Annotated in this window: 20 protein-coding genes; 11 read left to right on the top strand and 9 right to left on the bottom strand. The window is 63.7% G+C overall.

Features of this window, described 5'->3' with window-relative positions; translation table 11 throughout:
* The first annotated feature begins 2 nt into the window (after positions 1–2).
* Positions 3–992 carry a xanthine dehydrogenase accessory protein XdhC gene (gene xdhC / locus AC0L3L_RS08370; protein ID WP_473637314.1) on the top strand — a complete coding sequence of 330 codons (990 nt, stop codon included), beginning with the start codon at positions 3–5 and terminating at the stop codon, positions 990–992.
* 57 nt (positions 993–1049) lie between these two features.
* On the opposite strand, the gene AC0L3L_RS08365 is transcribed toward xdhC, so the two are convergent.
* The 3 genes from AC0L3L_RS08365 to AC0L3L_RS08355 all read right to left on the bottom strand — a co-directional run bounded on the left by AC0L3L_RS08365 (position 1050) and on the right by AC0L3L_RS08355 (position 4345).
* Entirely contained in the window at positions 1050–2315 is a 1266-nt protein-coding gene (locus AC0L3L_RS08365) for an LLM class flavin-dependent oxidoreductase (protein ID WP_473484323.1), read from the bottom strand.
* Positions 2312–3337, bottom strand: a complete 1026-nt coding sequence (locus tag AC0L3L_RS08360; protein ID WP_473637217.1) for an LLM class flavin-dependent oxidoreductase — start codon at positions 3335–3337, stop codon at positions 2312–2314. The genes AC0L3L_RS08365 and AC0L3L_RS08360 overlap by 4 nt, the downstream gene beginning before the upstream one ends.
* Positions 3338–3424: 87 nt before the next feature.
* Positions 3425–4345 carry a LysR family transcriptional regulator gene (locus AC0L3L_RS08355; RefSeq protein WP_123146318.1) on the bottom strand — a complete coding sequence of 307 codons (921 nt, stop codon included), beginning with the start codon at positions 4343–4345 and terminating at the stop codon, positions 3425–3427.
* Positions 4346–4485: 140 nt separating this feature from the next.
* Between AC0L3L_RS08355 and AC0L3L_RS08350 the strand changes: the two genes are divergently transcribed.
* From AC0L3L_RS08350 to AC0L3L_RS08335, 4 genes are all read left to right on the top strand, one after another.
* On the top strand, positions 4486–5703 hold the full coding sequence (locus tag AC0L3L_RS08350) for a urate hydroxylase PuuD (RefSeq protein WP_473526210.1): 1218 nt from the start codon (positions 4486–4488) through the stop codon (positions 5701–5703).
* A gap of 2 nt (positions 5704–5705) precedes the next feature.
* Positions 5706–7019, top strand: a complete 1314-nt coding sequence (guaD, locus tag AC0L3L_RS08345; protein WP_473637216.1) for a guanine deaminase — start codon at positions 5706–5708, stop codon at positions 7017–7019.
* A gap of 75 nt (positions 7020–7094) precedes the next feature.
* The gene (locus tag AC0L3L_RS08340; RefSeq protein ID WP_473526208.1) at positions 7095–7592 is read left to right on the top strand and encodes a heme-degrading domain-containing protein; all 498 of its coding nucleotides are present in this window, start codon (positions 7095–7097) and stop codon (positions 7590–7592) included.
* Positions 7589–8854: a glycerate kinase type-2 family protein gene (locus AC0L3L_RS08335; protein ID WP_473526207.1), complete on the top strand. Its 1266-nt coding sequence runs from the start codon at positions 7589–7591 to the stop codon at positions 8852–8854. Before AC0L3L_RS08340 ends, AC0L3L_RS08335 begins: the two co-directional genes overlap by 4 nt.
* A 2-nt stretch (positions 8855–8856) precedes the next feature.
* Here the strand turns inward: AC0L3L_RS08335 and AC0L3L_RS08330 are convergent, their stop codons facing one another.
* From AC0L3L_RS08330 to AC0L3L_RS08320, 3 genes are all read right to left on the bottom strand, one after another.
* Positions 8857–9591 carry a UdgX family uracil-DNA binding protein gene (locus AC0L3L_RS08330; RefSeq protein WP_473637313.1) on the bottom strand — a complete coding sequence of 245 codons (735 nt, stop codon included), beginning with the start codon at positions 9589–9591 and terminating at the stop codon, positions 8857–8859.
* A gap of 80 nt (positions 9592–9671) precedes the next feature.
* Positions 9672–11093, bottom strand: coding sequence for a glutamine synthetase family protein (locus AC0L3L_RS08325; RefSeq protein ID WP_473637312.1), 1422 nt, complete (start codon positions 11091–11093; stop codon positions 9672–9674).
* A 13-nt stretch (positions 11094–11106) separates the two neighbouring features.
* On the bottom strand, positions 11107–12489 hold the full coding sequence (locus tag AC0L3L_RS08320) for an aspartate aminotransferase family protein (protein ID WP_473526204.1): 1383 nt from the start codon (positions 12487–12489) through the stop codon (positions 11107–11109).
* A 165-nt stretch (positions 12490–12654) separates the two neighbouring features.
* On the opposite strand from AC0L3L_RS08320, the gene AC0L3L_RS08315 reads away from it, so the two are divergent.
* The gene (locus AC0L3L_RS08315; RefSeq protein ID WP_473637215.1) at positions 12655–13107 is read left to right on the top strand and encodes a hypothetical protein; all 453 of its coding nucleotides are present in this window, start codon (positions 12655–12657) and stop codon (positions 13105–13107) included.
* Between the two features lie 11 nt (positions 13108–13118).
* On the opposite strand, the gene AC0L3L_RS08310 is transcribed toward AC0L3L_RS08315, so the two are convergent.
* A complete protein-coding gene (locus AC0L3L_RS08310) occupies positions 13119–14093 on the bottom strand; it encodes a WD40 repeat domain-containing protein (RefSeq protein WP_473637214.1) in 975 nt (324 codons plus the stop codon).
* A 262-nt stretch (positions 14094–14355) separates the two neighbouring features.
* Positions 14356–15411, bottom strand: coding sequence for a CobW family GTP-binding protein (locus tag AC0L3L_RS08305; protein WP_473637213.1), 1056 nt, complete (start codon positions 15409–15411; stop codon positions 14356–14358).
* A gap of 197 nt (positions 15412–15608) precedes the next feature.
* Between AC0L3L_RS08305 and AC0L3L_RS08300 the strand changes: the two genes are divergently transcribed.
* Both AC0L3L_RS08300 and AC0L3L_RS08295 read left to right on the top strand, forming a co-directional pair.
* The gene (locus AC0L3L_RS08300) at positions 15609–16340 is read left to right on the top strand and encodes an intradiol ring-cleavage dioxygenase (RefSeq protein ID WP_473637212.1); all 732 of its coding nucleotides are present in this window, start codon (positions 15609–15611) and stop codon (positions 16338–16340) included.
* A 221-nt stretch (positions 16341–16561) separates the two neighbouring features.
* On the top strand, positions 16562–17032 hold the full coding sequence (locus tag AC0L3L_RS08295) for a MarR family winged helix-turn-helix transcriptional regulator (protein WP_473484298.1): 471 nt from the start codon (positions 16562–16564) through the stop codon (positions 17030–17032).
* Between the two features lie 16 nt (positions 17033–17048).
* Here the strand turns inward: AC0L3L_RS08295 and AC0L3L_RS08290 are convergent, their stop codons facing one another.
* Entirely contained in the window at positions 17049–17927 is an 879-nt protein-coding gene (locus tag AC0L3L_RS08290; protein ID WP_473637211.1) for an AraC family transcriptional regulator, read from the bottom strand.
* Positions 17928–17962: 35 nt separating this feature from the next.
* Here AC0L3L_RS08290 and AC0L3L_RS08285 point away from each other — a divergent pair, with 35 nt between their 5' ends.
* From AC0L3L_RS08285 to AC0L3L_RS08275, 3 genes are all read left to right on the top strand, one after another.
* The gene (locus AC0L3L_RS08285) at positions 17963–18370 is read left to right on the top strand and encodes a DUF2000 family protein (RefSeq protein WP_473526202.1); all 408 of its coding nucleotides are present in this window, start codon (positions 17963–17965) and stop codon (positions 18368–18370) included.
* A gap of 417 nt (positions 18371–18787) precedes the next feature.
* Positions 18788–19810 carry a LacI family DNA-binding transcriptional regulator gene (locus AC0L3L_RS08280; protein WP_095494138.1) on the top strand — a complete coding sequence of 341 codons (1023 nt, stop codon included), beginning with the start codon at positions 18788–18790 and terminating at the stop codon, positions 19808–19810.
* Positions 19807–20790 carry a 2-hydroxyacid dehydrogenase gene (locus AC0L3L_RS08275; protein ID WP_473526201.1) on the top strand — a complete coding sequence of 328 codons (984 nt, stop codon included), beginning with the start codon at positions 19807–19809 and terminating at the stop codon, positions 20788–20790. Before AC0L3L_RS08280 ends, AC0L3L_RS08275 begins: the two co-directional genes overlap by 4 nt.
* Positions 20791–20828 lie beyond the last annotated feature (38 nt).

Raw genomic sequence — 20828 nt, 5'->3', positions numbered from 1 at the left:
TGATGAACGCGAAAGTGCAAAGCCTAAAAGCCTTTCTTGCCGGCGCCGGCCGGGTCGCCCTGGTCGAAGTGGCCGGGACAAAGGGCTCGACCCCACGCGAGAAGGGCGCCTTTATGCTCGTCTCGGGCTCGGCGATTTTTGGCACGATCGGCGGCGGCCAACTCGAATTCATGGCAATCGACAAGGCACGGCAGATGCTTTTCTCCCCCCTTGAGGGGGAGATGGCCGCGGAGCGGCCAGAGGGGGTCGTCTCAGAAGGCACCGCCAGAGCGTCGAGCACTGCCGCGGCGACCCCACCCGACGGCTTCGCCGCCACCCTCCCCTCGAGGGGGAGGGATATCCGCGCCACGCTCGACATCCCGCTCGGGCCGGAGATCGGGCAGTGCTGCGGCGGCAGGGTCGAGGTGCTGATCCGGCTGGTCGACGCGGCGCTGGCGCGAGAGCTGGTTGCTGCGGCGGAAGCCGAGGAAGCGCATCTGCCGCACGTCTACATCTTCGGCGGTGGCCATGTCGGCCATGCGCTGGCTTCGGCAGTGGCCTTGCTGCCGGTACGTGTCGTCGTTGTCGAGACGCGGGCCGAGGCACTGGAGGGCATGCCGGGCGCGGTCGAAACAGGGCTGACGCCAATGCCCGAGGCGATGGTCCGCAAGGCCCCGGCCGGGGCTGCCTTCGTCGTCCTCACCCACGACCACGCGTTGGATTTCCTGATCGTCGCCGAGGCGCTGAAACGCCGGGATGCCGCCTATGTCGGGATGATCGGCTCGAAAACCAAAAGGGCGACCTTCAGGAGCTGGTTCCTGAAGTCGGCGGATGGCAGCGAGGCGGAATTTGCCCGCCTCGTCTCGCCGATCGGCGGCGATGCGGTCAAGGACAAGCGCCCGCAGGTGATCGCGGCACTCGCCGCAGCCGAGATCATGACGGCGTTGGCCGCCCATGCCACGGCATCAGCCGCGCCGCGCCCAGCCTCTCACAGCAAGGCGATGGCCGGCTGACGGCTAATATCCCGCCGAGTTGCATTTTCGCGCAGGCGCGCTTCCGTAGCGTGCTGCTCACATCGGCCGCTTCAAACCCAGATGGTCGCGCAGCGTGGTGCCTTTATAGTCCTTGCGGAACAGGCCGCGCCGCTGCAGTTCCGGCACGACAAGCGTGGCAAAGGCATCGAACTCACCAGGGAAATAAGATGGCATGACGTTGAAGCCGTCAGCTGCGCCGCCCTCGAACCGTGCTTCGAGCTCGTCGGCGATCTGAGCCGGCGTGCCGACGACGCGCCAATGGCCGCGCGCGCCGGCGAAATGGCGCGCAAGCTGCCGAATGGACAGGTTATCGCGGCGTGACTGCTCGATGACCAGCGCCTGCCGGCTCTGCATGCCTTCGCTGGGCGGCAGCTCCGGCAAGGGCCCATCGATGGGATAGCGCGCGAGATCGGAGATACTGAGATAGCTGGACAGCAGCGCGACGCCGACATCGTCAGGGATCAGCTCCTGCAACTCCTCATGTTTTGCCCGGGCTTCCGCTTCAGTTGCCGCCACGATCGGCGCGACGCCCGGCATGATCTTGATGTCGTCCGGCTCGCGCCCATAAGCCGCCAGCCGTCCCTTGAGATCATCATAAAAGGCCTTTGCCTCCTCGAACGTTTGCGCCGCCGTGAACACTACGTCAGCGGTCCGGGCGGCGAGATCCCTGCCCTCGTCCGATGCTCCGGCCTGAACCATGACCGGCGCGCCTTGGGGCGAGCGCGGCAGGTCGAGTGGGTCGCGCACCGAAAAGCTTCTGCCGTCGTGACCAGGTCCGGAAACCCCGTCGAGCTTGCCTCGCCAGAGTGCGGTCACCACGCCAGCGAATTCACGCGCGCGCTCATAACGGTCGGCATGCGGGCGCAGGCCGGTCGAGCCGAAATTGGCGGCTTCGATGTGGCTGGCGGACGTGACGAGATTCCAGCCGGCACGGCCGCTGCTCAGATGGTCGAGCGACAAAAAAGTCCGCGCCAGCCCGTAAGGCTCGTTGTAGCTTGTTGACGCCGTGGAGACGAGACCGATGTGGCTGGTCTGGACCGCGAGAGTTGCAAGCAGGCTGATGGGTTCGAAGCCGATCGAGCGTGACGTCTGGCTGGCAATATTAACATTGGCCTCGCGCACGCCGGCGGCGTCCTCGCAGAACAACAGGTCGAATTTCGCCGCCTCCGCCGTCCGCGCCAGCTGGACGTAATGGTCGATGTCGACCCCCGCCGTCGCATGCGCCTGCGGATGGCGCCAGGCGGCAATGTGGTGGCCTGTTGCCCACAGGAAGGCGCCGAGCTTCATCTGACGGGCGGTCATTGTCCCTCCTCCCCGGCCAGTCCGAGATGGGAGCGCAGCGTCGCGCCGGGATAATCCGACCGGAGAAGGCCGCGGCGACGAAGCTCCGGCAGTACGAGGTCGACGAAATTGTCGAGCACAGACTCGAGCGGCGGCATGAGTATATTGAAACCGTCGCAGCTTTTCGACCGGAAGGACTCTTCGAGCCTGTCCGCGATAACGTCCGGCCTGGCGGCCATTTCAGCACCCGGCGCGACGTTCATCAGCACCTTTATCGCGCCGGGGCTACGCCCGAACGCAAGCGCGCGGCGCTTCAGATCGTCAGCCTTGGCGCCCGCGATCGATGGCTCGTCCAGCAGGATGACATCGGCGACGCGGGCACCGATGTCCATGTCGGGCTCCGACAGGCCTGACATGACGAGCACCGGCATATCCTGCGGCGAGCGTGCAACGTTCAGCGGCCCGCGCACAGAGAAAAACTCGCCCTTGTGGTCGAGCAGGTGCATCTTTTCGGGATCGAAGAAGCGGCCTTCGCTTTTGTCGAACAGCAGGGCATCCGCATCCCAGCCTCGCCACAAGCCTTGCACGATACCGATGAATTCCTCGGCGCGTCGGCGAAAATCGTCGCCGGAAAACCCTTCTTGCCGGCTGAAATTGGCCGCCTCGGTCGGATCCTGCATCATCGTCGCGTTCCAGCCGCCACGACCATGGCTGATGATGTCGAGCGATGCGAAACGGCGCGCCAGATTGTAGGGCTGGTGGGCGACCGTCGATGCCGCGGCGACGAGGCCGATCCTGCTGGTCACCGTCGCCAGCGCCGCCAGCAGGGTCGTCGCTTCGAAGGGCAGTTGCCGGTTCGGTGCGTCGCCGCCTGCAGCTGGCGCGGAATCGGCAAGAAGCACCATGTCCAGCCCGGCTGCTTCGGCTTTTTGCAAGAACTGCGCCAGAAGGCTGAAATCCGCGCCGCCGGCTGGCGGCTCGCTGGAAGGAGCATTTCCCGGCAACAAGGAAACGGCGAGATGCATTGTGGGGCCGTTGCCCATCGATAGTCCTTGCAAGGCGAAAGTTCTACCAGAACTATGTTCGCCACCTCCAGGGATGGCAACCGGTTGCGCTGGTCCAGCAAGCCGTCACTTGCCTGCCAGAATATCCTTGATCAGCCGTTGGCAGCGCTCGGCCATGAAGTCGAGCAGCAGCCGCACCTTCGGGTCCTGCAGCTTCTTGTGCGGGTAGACGGCGGCGAACTGCACCGGTGTCGGCGGGGTGTCTGGCAGGATCACCTTCAGCCGCCGATCGCGGATGAACGGCTCGACCTCGAAGCGCGGCTTGTTGATGATGCCGCGGCCGGACAGCGCCCAGCCGGTCAGCACGTCGCCATCGTCGGTGTCATAGGGCCCGTGCACTTCGAATTTCCGCGGGCCGTCGGCCATCTGCAGCGTCCACACATATTCGCGCGCGCCGGCGTAGCGCAGCATCAGGCAGTCGTGCTTCTTGCCGATCAGTTCCTGCGGTTCGTTCGGTTCGCCGCGCGCCTCCAGATATTTCGGTGCCGCCACCAGCACCCGTTCGCACTCCATGATGCCGCGCATCCTGAGGCTGGAATCCTCGATGATGCCGAGCCGGAAGGCAACGTCGATGCCTTCCTTCATGATGTCGACATTGTGGTCGGAAAGCCTCAACCGAACCTCGATGTCAGGATATTTGTCGTGGAAATCCGGGATGCCGGATGCCACCAGCCGGCGGCCGAGGCCGAGCGGCGCTGTCACCTTGATGGTGCCGCGCGGCTGGCCGGAAAGCGCCGAGACGGCGGCTTCGGCCTCGGTGATCGCCTCCAGTACCTGCTTGGCGCCGGAATAGAACACGGTGCCGTGCTCGGTCGGCATCAATTGCCGCGTCGTGCGATTGAACAGCCTGACACCAAGGTGCTTTTCGAGCTCCTTGATGCGGTTGGAGGCGACCGCCGGCGAGATGCGCATGTCGCGGCCCGCCGCCGACAGGTTGCCAAGCTCGACGACGCGGACGAAGACGGCGATGTTGTCGAGATAGGCCATGCGGCTTTAGGGCTCTCATGCGGCTGCGTAGGGATAACCCTAGTATTTTCCAATTTTTTTTGAAAGTCATCGTGCAGCTCGGCCCTTTCCGTTTGCGCTCCAGTCCGTAAAGTCACCCGATCGGCAGGGACGACTTTTCAATGATGGATTTCGCGATTTTCTGGGACTGGCTGAGTTTCGCCGTGCGCTGGCTGCATGTCGTCACCAGCATAGCCTGGATCGGCTCGTCCTTCTATTTCGTCGCGCTCGATCTTGGCTTGCGCCAGCGTCCGGGCATGCCTGTCGGCGCCTTCGGCGAGGAATGGCAGGTGCATGGCGGCGGCTTCTACCACATCCAGAAATATCTGGTGGCGCCGGCCGAAATGCCCGAGCACCTGACCTGGTTCAAATGGGAATCCTACGCCACCTGGCTGTCGGGCTTTGCCATGCTGTGCGTCGTCTACTATGCCGGGGCGGACCTCTTCCTGATCGATCCCAATGTGCTCGCCATGTCGGTGCCTACAGGCATCTTGCTGTCGCTGGCGACGATCGGCGTCGGCTGGGTGGTCTACGATCTCCTATGCCGTTCGCCGCTTGGCAACAGCGACACCGGCCTGATGCTGGTGCTCTATGGCGTGCTGGTGTTCATCGCCTGGGGTCTTACCCATCTGTTCACCGGCCGCGCCGCCTTCCTGCACCTTGGCGCCATCACCGCGACGATCATGTCGGCCAATGTCTTCATGGTCATCATTCCGAACCAGAAGATCGTTGTCGCCGACCTGATTGCCGGCCGCAAGCCCGACCCGAAATACGGCAAGATCGCCAAGCAGCGCTCGCTGCACAACAATTACCTGACGCTGCCCGTTCTGTTCCTCATGCTGTCGAACCACTACCCGCTGGCGTTCGGCACCGAGTTCAACTGGGTGATCGCCTCGCTGGTTTTCATCATCGGCGTGCTGATCCGGCACTATTTCAACACCATGCATGCGCGCAAAGGCAACCCGACCTGGACCTGGTTGGCGGCGGCCGTCCTGTTCGTCGTCATCATGTGGCTGTCAACGGTGCCGAAAGTGCTGACCGGCGAAGTCAAGGCGTCCTCGGCGGCACAGGTCTATTCCGCCTCGGCGCACTTTCCCGCAGTGCGCGACACGGTGCTTGGCCGCTGCTCGATGTGTCATGCGCAGGAGCCATCCTACGAGGGCATCTATCACGCACCGAAAGGTGTGATGCTCGACACGGACGCCGGTATCGCCGAGCAAGCCCGCGAGATCTACCTGCAGGCCGGCCGCAGCCACGCGATGCCGCCCGCCAACGTCACCCATATCACCGACAATGAGCGGGCGCTGCTGGTGGCGTGGTTCGAGGAGGCGGGGAAATAAGCATGACCAGCACGCTCCTGCGCGGCCGCACGCTGTCCTTCCTGCGCTGGCCAGAGACCGTCGACGACCATTCCGCCTGGCGTTACGAGGATGACGGCGGCCTGCTGCTCCGCGACGGCAGGATCGTTGCCGCGGGCGCCTATGCCGACGTCGAGAAAAAAGCTGATGAAGGCGTAAAAAAGTTCGACCACCGCCCACACCTGCTGCTGCCGGGCTTCATTGACGCGCATGCGCATTTTCCGCAGATGCAGGTTATCGCTTCCTACGGCGCCGAGCTGCTCGACTGGCTGAACACTTACACCTTTCCCGAGGAAACCAAATTCCAGAACGCCCAGCATGGCCGCCGCATCGCCAGGCTGTTCCTCGACGAGATGGTGCGCCACGGCACGACGACAGTCGCCGCCTATTGCTCGGTCCACAGGGAATCGGCCGAAGCGTTCTTCGCCGAGTCGCATGACCGCAACATGCTCAACATCGCCGGCAAGGTGATGATGGATCGCAACGCGCCGGAGGGCGTGCTCGACACGCCGCAATCGGCCTATGACGACAGCAAGGCGCTGATCGCCGAGTGGCACGGCAAGGGGCGCCAGCACTATGCCATCACACCGCGCTTCGCCATCACCTCCTCACCCGAGCAATTAGAGATGGCGGGTGCGCTCTGCGGCGAACATCCTGATCTGCACATGCAGACGCATCTGTCGGAAAACCACGCCGAGATTGCCTTTACGCTGCAACTCTACCCGCAGGCACACGACTATACCGATGTCTACGAGCAATACGGGCTGCTCGGGCGCAAAAGCCTGTTCGGCCACTGCATCCATCTGTCGGAACGCGAGGCGGATGCGATTTCGGACACGGGCTCGGTGGCCGTGTTCTGCCCGACCTCGAACCTGTTCCTCGGTTCGGGCCTGTTCGATTATCAGCGCTACCGCACGCGTGACAAAGCTCTTCGGATCGCGGCCGCCACCGATGTCGGCGGCGGCACTAACTATTCGATGCTGCGCACCATGGACGAGGGCTACAAGGCGATCGCCCTGAACGGAGAAAAACTCAACCCGTTCCAGTCGTTCTGGCAGCTCACCCGCGGCAATGCCGAGGCGCTGTCAATCGTGGAAAGGATCGGCACGCTCGACCAAGGCAGCGATGCCGACATCGTCGTCCTCGATGCCCGCGCCACGCCGGCCATGCGGCTGCGGATGGAGACGGCGGACACGCTGGCGGAGGAGCTGTTTCTGCTGCAGACGCTGGGCGACGACCGCGCCGTGCGCGAGGTCTACGTCGCCGGGCGGGCTGCGAAGACCGATATGGCGGTTTAGCTATCCGACACGTCCCGGCTTGACCCGGCGGCAGCCATCGGTCAAAGCCTGCAGCGAAGTTGACAGGGGAACGACATGGCCGTTGCGGACGACATCGCTCTGATCAAGAAACAGGAAGCCGCGCTTGTCTTCCCCGTCTTCGACGAGGCTGTCGCCTTCAAGATCGGCTCGGCGATCCGCGACCGGGCGCTAGCCGAAGACCTGCCGATCATCGTCGACATCAGGACCTTCGACCGGCCGCTGTTCTATGCAGCGATGCCAGGCTCGAATGCCTCCAATCCGGACTGGGCGCGGCGCAAGACCAACGTCGTGCGGCGGTTTTTGAGAAGCACCTACCGCCTGGTGCTGGAGCAACAGCGCCCCGACCGCAGCTTCAAACCCGGTGAGGGGCTCGACATATCAGACTATGTGCTGGCCGGTGGTGGCTTTCCCATAACGGTCAAAGGTGCCGGCGTGATCGGTGTGATCGCGGTCTCGGGCCTGCCGGAGCGTGAGGATCACGGCATCGTCGTCGACGCGCTGTGCAGCCATCTCGGCGTCGACGGGCGTGAGCTGGCACTGCCGCCGGAATGACCGCGCTCGATCCCAGGCCCTTCCTCACCGCCATCTTCAATGCCGCCGTCGCCGCCGCCGATCCCCAGAGGACCATCAGGGATCATCTGCCGGCAACGCCGAAAGGGCGCACCATCGTCATTGGCGCAGGCAAGGGCTCGGCGCAAATGGCGGCGGCCTTCGAAAGGGTGTGGGACGGGCCGATAGAAGGGCTGGTCGTCACCCGTTACGGCTATGGCGCGACCTGCCAGCGCATCGAGATCATCGAGGCGGCGCATCCGGTGCCGGATGCCGCCGGTCTCGAAGCCTCGCGCCGGCTGCTCGAAAAGGTGCAGGGCCTGACCGCGGACGATCTGGTCGTGGCGCTCATCTCAGGCGGCGGCTCGTCGCTGCTGCCGTCGCCTGCCGAAAGTCTGACGCTGGCCGACGAGATCGCCGTCAACGAGGCGCTGCTTGCCTCCGGCGCACCGATCGCCGCCATGAACACCATCCGCAAGCATGTTTCCACGATCAAGGGCGGCAGGCTGGCGGCAGCTGCCTATCCGGCAAAGGTGGTGTCGCTAGTGGTCTCCGACATTCCCGGCGACAATCCGGCGCTGGTTGCTTCCGGTCCGACCGTTCCCAATTCCGGCGACCGCCAAGAGGCGCTGGCATCGATCGCCGCCTATGGCATGAAACTGCCGGCTGCGGTGATGGCGCATATCAATTCGCCGGCCGCAGATGCGCCGCGCGCCGCCGACCCGCGTTTTTCGCGCAACGAGGTGCATCTGATCGCCTCGGCCGGCGTGTCGCTGGAAGCGGCTGCGGCCGAAGCCAGGCGCCAAGGTATCGAGGCGGTCATCCTCTCCGATTCTATTGAGGGCGAGGCGCGCGAGGTCGGCGGTGTCCACGCCGCGATCGCGCGCGAGGTGGCGACGCGCAACCGGCCTTTCCCGAAGCCTGTGCTGATCCTGTCGGGCGGCGAGACGACCGTGACCTTGCGGTCAAAAGGCCGGGGCGGCCGTAACTCGGAATTCCTGCTCGCCTTCGCCATCGGCATCAGCGGCATGGAGGGCGTCCATGCACTGGCCGCTGACACCGATGGCATCGACGGTTCGGAGGACAATGCCGGCGCCTTTGCCGACGGTTCGACGGTTTCGCGGATGCGGGCGGCAGGCGTCGATGCCAAGGCGATGCTTGCCGGCAACAATGCCTGGACGGCATTCAATGCCATTGGCGATCTTTTCGTGCCCGGCCCGACCGGCACGAACGTCAATGATCTCCGGGCCATATTGATCAGATAGGCTCAGGCAGCCATCAGCGTCTTCACCGCCTTCATATCCTTCAGGAACCGCTCGCGTTCGGCCTGTTTGTCCGCCGGCTCGCGGATGCGCAGGATAAAGGACGGGTGGATTGTGACGAAGACACGCAAGCCATCCTCGCGCTCCACGACCGCACCGCGCATCTTCATGATCGGCACCACCTTGCCGAGCAGCGACTGCGCCGCCGTTGCGCCGAGCGCCACCGCCAGATTGGGCTTTATCAGATCGAACTCCTTGTCGAGCCACCAGCGGCAGGCCTGCACCTCGCCGGCATTCGGCTTGGAGTGGATGCGCCGCTTGCCGCGCGGCTCGAATTTGAAATGCTTGACCGCATTGGTGACATAGACTTTCAGCCGATCGACGCCGGCGTCGTCCAGGATGGCGTCGAAGACCTTGCCGGCCGGCCCGACGAAAGGTTTGCCGGCCAGATCCTCCTGGTCGCCGGGCTGTTCACCGACGAAGATCACCTTGGCTCTATCAGGCCCTTCGCCGAACACGGTCTGCGTCGCATTGCGCCACAGCGGGCAGCGACGGCAGGCTTTCGCCACTTCACTGAGTTCGGGAATGGTGCTTGCGCCGTCACCGTCCGCCGTTTCAGGCAATTCATGCTTGCGCCAGCGTCTTGCCTGCACCTTGGCGTGGTGCGGCGCGGGAGTTGTCTGCATCCTGGCAATCATGGCTGATGCGGCCTTGTCCGCAGCTGCGATTAGATGCTGAATGAGCGAAACCCCGGAAAGGTTCCTTCAAATGGCCCGGACCCCAGACTTTCGCTGGGAGAATGACCGGCGATGCGATCGCCTCACACCTCGTGCAGATAGAGGTGATAATCCAACTCGCTGACCGTGCGCGCCACCCGCAGATATTCGGATTGCTTGATTGCCACGAATGTCCGGTGCAGGTCTTCTCCCAGTGCCCCTTTGAGGAATGTCGAGGCCCTTGCCGCCTCGATCGCCGCGCGCCAGTCCACCGGCATTGTCGTCCGTGTCACGGCTGATTCGTAGCCATTGCCGGTGGTTTCGGGGCCGGGATCGAGGCCTTCGTCGAGGCCCTTAGTGATGCCGGCCAGCACAGTTGCCGCCACCAGATAAGGGTTGGCGTCGACGCCCGACGGCCGGTGCTCGATGCGCCGGTTTTTGGCATCGCCTGCCGGCACACGCAATGCCACCGAGCGGTTGTTGACACCCCAGGTCGGCGCCACCGGCGCATAGGATTGCGAAACAAAACGCCGCCACGAATTGGCATGCGGTGCAAACACCAGCATCGATTCGGCCATGGTCTGGATGAGGCCACCCAATCCGCGCAGTAGCGGCAAGGACCAAGACTCGCCGCTGGCCTCAGTGAAGACGTTCTTGCCGGCCTTGTCCTGCAGCGAGACATGGAAATGCATGCCGGAGCCGGCATATTTCTCGATCGGCTTGGCCATGAAGCAAGCGGTGACGCCGTGGCGGCGCGCCTGTGCCCGCACCAGCCGCTTCAGCATCACGAGGTCGTCGGCGGCGCGGATCACGTCCTGGCGGTAGTTCAGCGTCAGCTCGTACTGGCCGGGCGCATATTCGGAAATGACCGTCTCGGCTGGGATGCCTTGCACCTTGGCCGCGGCATAGATGTCGGAAAACAGTGGCTCCATACCGTGCAGATGGTCGACGGAATAGACCTCGGTCTTGGCCGAGCGTCGGCCGTCGAGCACCGCGTGCGCCGGTTGCACCTTGCCATCGGCGTCGCGCTCGTTGGCGAGCAGGAAGAATTCGAGTTCGAAGGCGCCGGCCGGACGCAGGCCCTTGGCCGCCAGTATCTCCACCTGACGGGCTAACGCCAGCCGCGGGTCGGAGGACATGGGCTGACCGTCGAGATGGTACATCGCCATCAGCACCTGGCCGCGCGGCGGCTGTGTGCCGAACAGCGGTACCAGCGTACCGGGAATCGGCCATGCTGTGAGATCACCGTCGCCGGTCGTCCAGATCAGCCCGGTCTCGTGCACGTCCTCGCCGGTAATGTCGAGGCCGAGGATCGAGATCGGCATGTGCCGGCCGCCCTCGAAGATGCTCATCAGTTCGTGCCGGCGCACGATCTTGCCACGCCCGACGCCATTGGCGTCGGTCAGCACGATGTCGAACGCTTCGATCTCGGGATAGGCGTCGAGAAAGGTTTGCGCCTCGGCCGGCGTCGAACCCGAAGGGGAGGCGATGATGGCGTTCAAAGTTTGCTTGTGCGCTTCTCTCATGTGCAAGCTTGTCTCATGCCGCGAGCCTTGCCGCAACCGCGCCGAAGGCGGTGATCAGGCGGTTGACCTGGGTGGCGCTGGTCGCCGGCGAGATCAGCATCATGTTGTGGAACGGCGCGATCAGCACGCCGCGATTGACCAGCGCAACATGGATCGCCGCTTCGAGGTCGGGCGCGTGCGCAGTTTCCGCCTCGCCGCCATTCCTAAGCGGGCCGGGTGCGCAGATGAACTCGACGCGGGCGCCGACTCGGGCAACATGCCAAGGCAGGCAGTAACGGTCGATGACGGCGGTCAGCCCTGCGTCGAGCCGCCGCGCCAGATGGTCCATATGGGCATAATTCCCGTCGGTCATCACTTCTTCGAGCGTGGCGCGCATCACCGCGAACTGCAGCGGATTGGCCGACAGCGTCGTGCCCATGCCGGAATAGCCTGGTTCCTTGGTGCTGTTATAGGCGGCGTAGCGGGTGGCGACGTCTTCGCTCATCCCCCATACACTGGCCGGCACACCGCCGGCGATCGGCTTGCCGAGCACGAACAGGTCCGGCTCCAAGCCGTGTTTCCTCGTATAGCCGCCCGGACCGGTCGAAATCGTGTGCGTCTCGTCGATCAGCAGCAGGGTGCCGGCCGCGCGGGTGAGACGCCGCAGCGCCTCGTGGAAGCCAGGGTCGGGTAGCACCATGCAGGAATTGGTCAGCACTGGCTCGGTGATGACGCAGGCGATATCCTTGTCCCGGAGCACGGCCTCGAGTGCCGGCACATCGTTGAACTCGATGATATCGGTCGTCCGGGTCAGGTCGCGGAATTCGCCGGCCAGTCCCGGCCGGTTGGCCGGTCTGCCGTCGACCAGCCGCACCATCGTCTCGTCGACCGAGCCGTGATAGCAGCCGTTGAAGATCAGGATCTTTTCCCGGCCGGTGATGGTGCGGGCGACGCGCAGCGCAAAGCGATTGGCATCGGTCGCCGTCGTCGCGATCTGCCAGAACGGCAGGCCGAAGCGCTGTTGCAGTAGCGGGCCGATGGCGCGCGCATCCTCGGAAGGCAGCATGTAAGTCAGGCCGCGCCCGGCCTGCCGGCGGATGGCGCGCGCGACCGGCGGCGGCGAATGGCCGAACATCGAGCCGGTGTCGCCGAGGCAGAAATCGTCGAGCCGGTTGCCGTCGATATCGGTGATGGTGGCGCCTCTGGCGCTGTCGACCAGGATCGGGAACGGCGTCGGCCAGTCGTTCATCCAGTGCATCGGCACGCCGCCGAAGAAGCCCGGCAGGCCGTTGCCGACCTTGGCTGCCGATTTCGGCCTTGCCTCGCGGAAGGCTTCGGCCTCGGTCTCGCGCAGATCGGCGATGCAGGCGGCGCTGATGCCGCCGATGGAAGTCTTTAAATGGTCGATTGTATGCATGAAGGTCCCTCTCATACGTCACTTTGCCAATCGGCGTCCGGAACCGCAATTGGCCGGACAGCTGCGCTGCATTGGTTCAGTGGCCAAGGTGAAGAGGACGGGCGCTTGACCTGAGGGCATCCTCCAGCATCTATGCGGATAGGGTTTGTGGCTGGGGGAAGAAAGATGCGGACGATCTTCTGTGCAACAACGCTGCTGTTATCGGCCGGCTCGGCCTTCGCCACCGGCGGCATCTGGTGCTCGGCCGAGGATGCAGCGGTGAGATTCCAGGTGGAAGCCGGCGTCACCAGAGGTATGGGCGGTCCAACGTTCAATTTTCGCGGCGACCTCGAAATTCTCGGCAGGCCCGTTGGCGACGATCTGCGCAAGACAGTGTTCGAGGATTCCAACCTCACGCAATACTGGCTCGACGGCAAGGAATTGCGGCTGCTCGTCTATCGCGAGCACGAGGTCGCAAACACCTACAGTTCTGTCGAACTGACGATCGTGACCAACGCCAGCGAAGAAGGCACCTATGACGGGCGCTACTCGCTCGCAATCTATGAGGGCACGGCTGACACGGGTGGCGATGGCATGCCTGCCGCGTTGACCGGCAAAGTCTCCTGCGGGGCCGAGTAGAGAACTCCCGGTTATGCGGAAATATCGATGACGCCGCAATCGCCGGCGGCACTGCCGAAGGCGACGCGGCGTTCCTCCCTATCCCACATCATCGAGGTGATGGCGCCCTTGCCCGGTCGGCGCAGAAGCACCTCTTTGGCGTCAGCGAAACGCACCGCCATCACCATGCCGTCGTCATAGCCGACGGCGACGACATCCTGGCTGGGATGGCAGGCGACCGAGGTCACCATGGCGTTGCCGCGCGTACCGAGCTCCAGCGGCGCCTTGCCCATCGGCCCGTCCTTGCCCGAAAAAGGCCAGACGATCGCCGCCGGCGCGCCGGAACTGGCCAGCCATTTTCCCTTGGCGCTCCACGACAGGCTTTTGACTTTGCCGGGATAGCCGCTCATGCGCATGTGCTTGCCGTCGGCCAGCTTCCAGCCATGCAGCGCGTTCTCCTGCATGGTGGTGACGAGGAAGGCGCCATCGGGCGAGAAGGTGATGCCGGTATGGGCGCCGGCCCACTCCAGCTCGACCGGTTTGCCGTTCGCCGCCGGGAAATGCAGCGTCGCGCCATTGTAGCGGGCGACACCAAAGCGCATGCCCTTGGGCGAGAACGCCAGCCCCTCGACCGAACGCGGATGCATGAATTCCTTAGTCTTGCCGTCGGCAAAGCGCACAAAAGCGAACTTGCCGGAGGCATAGGCGACGGCGCCTTGTGGTCCAGCCGCGACGCTGGTGATCCATTTTTTCCCGGCGCTTGCCAATTCTGCCGCATTGCCGCCAGCGGTAACGGAAAAAATCTTGCCGTCCTCGCCGCCGGTGATCAGCCGGTCGTTGGCCGCATCGTGGAAGGCGGCGAGCAGCCCGTCATTAGCCTGCGCCGTCTTGTGGCCATGGTCCAGCCGATGGATTGTGCCGTCGGCCAGTGCGAAATGCGGCACGTCGCCAAGGAAGACGGCGGCAACGCAATGGCCATCGAGATCAAGCGGGGCGACTGTGGGCATGTGAGATTATTCCATTCGAGATTGGTGTGGTCGCCATGCCGCTGCGGAGGAATCGTTAGCGCGGCTAGTTGCGACGCGACCTTCTCCCCTTGTGGGAGAAGGTGGATTGGCGCGCAGCGCCAAGACGGTTGAGGGATGTTGGACGAAGCGCGGTTGGCGCCAAGCTGGAACACCCCTCATCCGACCGAGCTTCGCTCGGCCACCTTCTCCCGCAAGGGGAGAAGGAAAGAAGCGGCAGCGCTAGCGTTATGAGGCCTGGAAATCAAGCGGCCTGGCAGGCCTCAAAACTCATCTTCAGCCGTTCGGCGTCGAGCTCGCGGCCGATGAAGACCAGCCGGCTCTCGTGCTTCTCCCCGTCCTTCCAGGCGCGCTGGTGGTCGCCCTCGATGATCATGTGGACGCCCTGGATGACATAGCGCTCATCATCCCCCTTGAGCGCGATGATGCCCTTCAGCCGCAGGATGTTCGGGCCTTCCATCTGGGTGACCTTCTCGATCCACGGGAAGAATTTCTTCGGGTCCATCTCGCCGCCGCGCAGCGACACCGACTGCACCGTCACGTCATGGATATCGGAAGGGTGTGCGTGATGGTCGTGCCCGTCATGGTGATGATGCCCGTCATGATCGTGATGGTCGTGATGATGATGATCGTGGTCGTCATGCGCCTCGAGGAAATGCGGATCGTTCTCCAGCGCCCGCGAAAGATCGAAGGCGCCGCGGTCGAGCACCTCCGACAGCGCCAAGCCGGCGCGAGTGGTGCGATGGATCCTGGCCGCCGGGTTGATCGCGCGGATCGTCGCCTCGACCTTGCTCAGTTCCTCCGGCGTGACGAGGTCGGTCTTGTTGAGCACGACGACATCGGCAAAGGCGATCTGGTCCTCGGCTTCGCGGGAATCCTTCAGCCGCAATGGCAGGTGCTTGGCGTCGACCAGCACCACGACCGCGTCGAGCCTGGTCTTGGAGCGCACGTCTTCGTCCATGAAGAAGGTCTGCGCCACCGGCACCGGATCGGCGAGGCCGGTCGTCTCGACCACGATGGCGTCGAAGCGGCCTGGCCGGCGCATCAGGCCTTCGACGACGCGGATCAGGTCGCCGCGCACCGTGCAGCAGACGCAGCCATTGTTCATCTCATAGATTTCCTCGTCGGATTCCACGATCAGTTCGTTGTCGATGCCGATCTCGCCGAATTCATTGACGATGACGGCGTAGCGCTTGCCGTGGTTTTCCGAAAGGATGCGGTTGAGCAGTGTCGTCTTGCCGGCGCCGAGATAGCCGGTGAGAACGGTTACGGGGATCTGCGTCGTCTTTGCATCGCTCATGTTGGGCCTCGAAAAGGGATTGTTGGATCCATATAGGATGTGCGCCGTGCTTTTGCACGCGGCAAACCGATGGGCCAAACAGGTCGCCAACATTGCCGGACTTTCCCAACATCGCTGGACTTCATTGGCGCTGGCGGGTCTCACTGCCTAGATTAAGAACAAGGTCGCTTGCTCAGAAGAACCAGAAGAGGTGCCGGATGTCCGACAAACCGTCCTCCTTGCCTTTGAGCCGGCGTCAGGCGCTCGGCCTCATTGCCGCCAGCGCGGGCGGCGGCGTCTTTCTGCCGGGCATCGCGATGGCTCAGCAGGCCTCGCCCTATGCCGGGCTTGCCCTGTTCGATAGCGGTGCCGGCGTCTGCGCGATCACGCCGGAAGCGACCGAGGGGCCGTTCTATTTCGACCCGAAGCTCGAACGCGCCGATATCACCGAAGGCAAAGCGGGCATTGGCCTCAATGTGCGGCTGCAGGTCGTCGACGCGGCCTGCCGGCCGCTTGCCGGCGCGCGCGTCGACATCTGGCATTGCGACGCGCAAGGCCATTATTCGGGCTATCCGGGACAAGGCGACGGCCAGGATGTCGATACGTCAGGCCAGAGTTTTCTGCGCGGCTGGCAGAAGGCGGATGACACCGGCATCGTCTCGTTCACCACCATCTATCCCGGCTGGTATCGCGGCCGCACCACCCACATCCACTTCAAGGTCTTTCCCGATGACAATTCGGTGATGACCGGCCAGCTGTTTTTCCCCGACAGCCTGAGCGAGCAGATATTCACCACTGTCGCGCCCTACACCGATCGGTCCGGCAGGCGGGATACGCCGAATGCCAGGGACGGTATCGCGCGGCGCGCCGGGCCGCTGTCGCAGGCGGCGCTGCGCGAGGTGGCGGACGCCTATCAGGCCCTGAGTATCGTCGCAGTAAAGGCTGCATGAGTCCCGTTTCGCGTGTGCGTCGCTCCTGCGGAAAGCTTCCACCTGCACTGAAAAGTCGTTTGTCATCTAACTGAAATAAACTTCTGGCATTAGCCACGGCGGGCATCGCATTGCTTGCCGGCAAAGCTATTTTGCAAAGCCGGATCTGTTTGATCGTCGATTGCCAACCGGGCGGCTGCCGCTATGCTGTCCGCACCGGTTCGGCCCGAAGAGGGATGACCATGGCCAAGGCGGACAAGACTGCGACAATGAGCCGGCTGCATTCGGCGGCGCGGCTGGCGCGTACGGCACTCGCCGCGCGGCTTCTGACCCACGGCTTCTACGCCGGCCAGGACCAGATCATGCTGGCGCTCGACCGTGAGGACGGGCAGACGCCCGGCAATCTCGCCGGCCGCCTCGGTGTGCGCCCGCCGACCATCACCAAGACGATCAACCGGCTGCAGGCCCAGGGCTTTCTGGAAAAGCGCGCTTCTTCCGCCGATGCCCGACAGGCCCACATCTTCCTGACCGACACCGGCCGCGAAATCATCCACGCCATCGAGAAATCGGTGAAAAAGACCGAGAAGCAGGCGCTGAAGGGTCTCGATAAAAGGGACCAGAAGGCGTTGTTCAAGCTGCTCGCCCGCGTCGAGGCGAACCTCTCGAACGGCGAGATGGTTCTCGTCGATGATGAGATCGACGCCGACGAATGATCCGCGGCTGACGCCATCAGGCTGCGGCTGCCGACGATCCATGGACCAATGCCGACCAGCGGCCCGGCGTGACACCGAACGCCTTCTTGAAGTGCCTGTTAAAATGACTTTGGTCGCTGAAACCGGCCGCTATCGCGATGTGCGCCAATGGCTCGCTCGCCTCGATCATGCGGCGTGCTCGTTGAAGCCGGCGCATCAAGTGAAAGCGATGCGGGCTGGTGGAGAAGGCGGCACGGAAATGCCGCGATAGTGCATAGCGATCCAGCCCGGTAATCGCCTCCAGCTCTTCGGAACGGACGATACGGAAAACATTTTCTTCCAGATAGTCGCGTGCCAGGCTGGCAGCCCGCCATGCTGTCCTTGGGATCGGTTTCGCCTGCAGCCCTGCATGCCGTGCCAAGCTTTGCATCAATTGCGCAATGAAGTCGGCGACAAAGAGGTCGTCCAGCTTCTGGTCCAACGGCCCCAGCGCCGAAAGCAGCCTCGTGCGGAAAACAGGATCCGTCACCACGGCATTCCTGACGAAGGGCAGCGATGCGCCTATCGTATCGAGGCAGTCCAGCACGATGGACGGCTCCAGATAAAGCATCCTGTAACGCAAACCGTCTTCGGTGCCGGCGCCGCCGTCGTGCAATTCGTCGGGATGGAGCACGATAATCTGGCCGGGCAGGCTGTGATGCGTCGCGCCGCGATAACGGAAGGTCTGGACGCCATGCAGCGTCACGCCGATGGCGTAGGTATCATGACGATGGAGATCGAACGCGCTGCCGTGGAACCGGGCCTCGATACGCTCCATTCCGACGCAATCGGGGGCCGAGATGACACAGTTCTCAGCCGCGTCAACGCACAAACGTCCAAGACCCTGAAAGGCCTCGCCATCTAGACCGTGTGACATCGCTTCATTTCACAAACTTGAATGGTAAATGTCTCATGTTCGACACGAAATTTGCAATCGTGCTGCAGGACGACCTTCCCGTCTGGCAAAAGCTCAATGTCACCGCCTTCCTGACCAGCGGCATTGTCGCGCAGTATAGCGACATCATCGGCGAACCCTATCGCGACCGCGCCGGCAATATCTACAATCCGCTCTCGATCCAGCCGGTCATCGTGCTTTCGGCCGATCGCCCGACGCTCAGTGCGATCCACCGGCGGGCGCTGGAGCGCGGTGTGACGACCTCGCTCTACGTCGACGAGATGTTTTCGACCGGCCACGACGCGGCGAACCGCGCCGTCTTTGCCGAATTCGCACCCGACGACGCCAAGGTCGTCGGTATCGCGCTGCGCGCCGAAAAGAAGCTTGTCGACAAGATCACCAAGGGCGCCCGCATGCATCCCTAGTGCATGTCGCCCAAAAGTGCGTAGCGGTTTTGGGATGACGACATGCAGAAAGACCAAGCCTGTGGCGGCTGATTCATCCTTCTGATGCTTAGCGTGTTCGGCGCCGTCTGCCATTGGCACCTGGTGCGGGCTATCGTCTCGGTATTCGCAAATCATTGGGATGATCATTGCCGGCTGGATTGTCTTCAACCAGTTCCCGACCGCTGGACGCTCGTCGGCGCTGCCGTCATCGTCGCCAGCGGCCTTTATAACGTTCATCGCGAGCACCGGCTTCGTGTACAAAAAAACTTTGATTTGTTCCGGAAGGGTGGCATAAGGCCGCGTTTAAACTGTTTAGATCATGATCCCGAAAAGTGGGAATCCGGTTTTCGCTGGAGATCATGGATCGGCTCTAGATCGTCGGGGGAGCGCAAGGCGCTGGCACAGAAGATTAAGCTTTCGACGATCGCGGATGCGCTCGGCGTGTCCACGGCCACGGTCTCGCTGGCCCTGCGTGACAGTCCGCTGGTTGCCGGCGGCACCCGCGACCGCATCAAGGAACATGCCCGCGCCATCGGCTATATCTACAATCGCCGCGCCGCCAGCCTGCGCACCTCGCGTTCGGGCATCGTCGGCGTCGTCGTTCACGACATCATGAACCCGTTCTTCGCCGAGATACTGCGCTCGATCGAAAGCGAGCTCGATCGCAGCCGGCAGACCTTCATCCTGTCGAACCACTACGACCAGCTCGAAAAGCAGCGCACCTTCATCGACACGCTTTTGCAGCTCGGCGCCGACGGCGTCATCATGTCGCCGGCCATCGGCACGCCGCCCGAAGACATCTTGATGGCCGAGGAAAACGGCCTGCCGGCGGTGCTGATCGCACGCACCGTCGAAGGCGCCGACGTGCCGGTGTTTCGCGGCGACGATGCCTACGGCACCGGGCTTGCCACCAACCATCTGATCTCGCTCGGCCACAAGCGCATCGCCATGGTCGGCGGCACCGACCAGACCTCGACCGGCCGCGACCGCTACCAGGGCTATGTCAACGCGATGGAGGCGGCCGGGCTGGAGGTCAGGCCATCCTGGCGCATTGCCGGCCCGCGCACCAAACAGGCCGGTTTCGAAGCGGCGGGGCAGTTCTTGGCATTGAAGGACAAGCCGACCGCCGCCTGCTGCTGGAATGACCTCGTCGCCATCGGCCTGATGAACGGCATCGCGCGCGCCGGGCTCGTGCCGGGCATTGACATCTCCGTCACCGGCTATGACGATCTCGAGGAGGCGGCGATCGCAACGCCGGCGCTGACCACCGTGTGGAACGGCCAGCGTGAAGTCGGCCGCCGCGCCGCCAGCGCACTGCTCGACAAGCTCAACGGGCAGATGGTGCGGCCGTCGCAGGAACTGATCAAGCCGGAACTGCATGTGCGTCAGTCGACCGGCAAACCGGTGGAACGTGCATGACAAGAGCCGAACAGCAGCAAGCAGTCGCCATTCTGGTGCCGGGCCAATTCAACGACCATGCGGTCGGCCGCATCGACAGGACGTTCAATCGCGTGTGGATCGAACGGCCCGATGCGTCGCTGGTCACCGACGAGTTGCGCCGGTCGGTGCGCGGCATTGCCGCCTTTGGCGGGATCAATGCAGCTCTCATCGACGCACTGCCGAATCTCGAGATCATCGCCAATTTCGGCGTCGGCTATGATTCGGTCGACGCCCGTCACGCCGCACAGCGCGGTGTCATGGTCACCAACACGCCTGACGTGCTGACCGAGGAGGTCGCGGACACGGCTCTCGGCCTGCTGATCAACACCATCCGCGAGTTGCCGCGCGCCGAGACCTGGCTGCGCGACGGCAGTTGGGCGCGCGACGGCAACTATCGCTTGAGCCGGCTGACCTTGCGCGGCCGTCGTGTCGGTATTTTCGGCATGGGCCGCATCGGCCTTGCCATTGCGCGCCGGCTGGAGGCCTTCGGGCTGCCGATCGCCTATCACAACCGGCGCCAGGTCGAAGGCCTGTCCTATGAATACCACGGCACGCTGAAAGGCCTCGCCGAGGCGGTAGATACGCTGATCTCGGTGGCGCCCGGCGGCGCCTCGACGGAAAAGGCGGTCAATGCCGAGATACTGTCGGCGCTCGGCCCGAATGGCGTCTTCGTCAATATCGGCCGCGGCAGCACGGTGGACGAGGCAGCACTTGCGGCAGCCCTGGCCAATGGCACCATCGCCGCTGCCGGGCTCGACGTCTTCGCCGACGAGCCGAACGTGCCGCCAGCGCTGCTCGCCGCTCCCAACACATCGCTTTTGCCGCATGTCGGCTCGGCTTCGGAACATACCCGCCGCGCCATGGCCGATCTGTGCGTCGACAATCTGGTTTCCTGGTTTTCGGAAGGGAGGGCGCTGACGCCGGTGCCGGAAACGGAAAAGGTCAAGGCGCGCAGCTGAGCGGCAAGCTTTCCTATTTGTTAACGTCGGCTTAACGC

It is taken from the genome of Mesorhizobium sp. WSM4849 (assembly GCF_055811385.1).
Note: the sequence above shows the minus strand (reverse complement) of the source record. Positions and strands in the feature narration are given on the sequence as shown.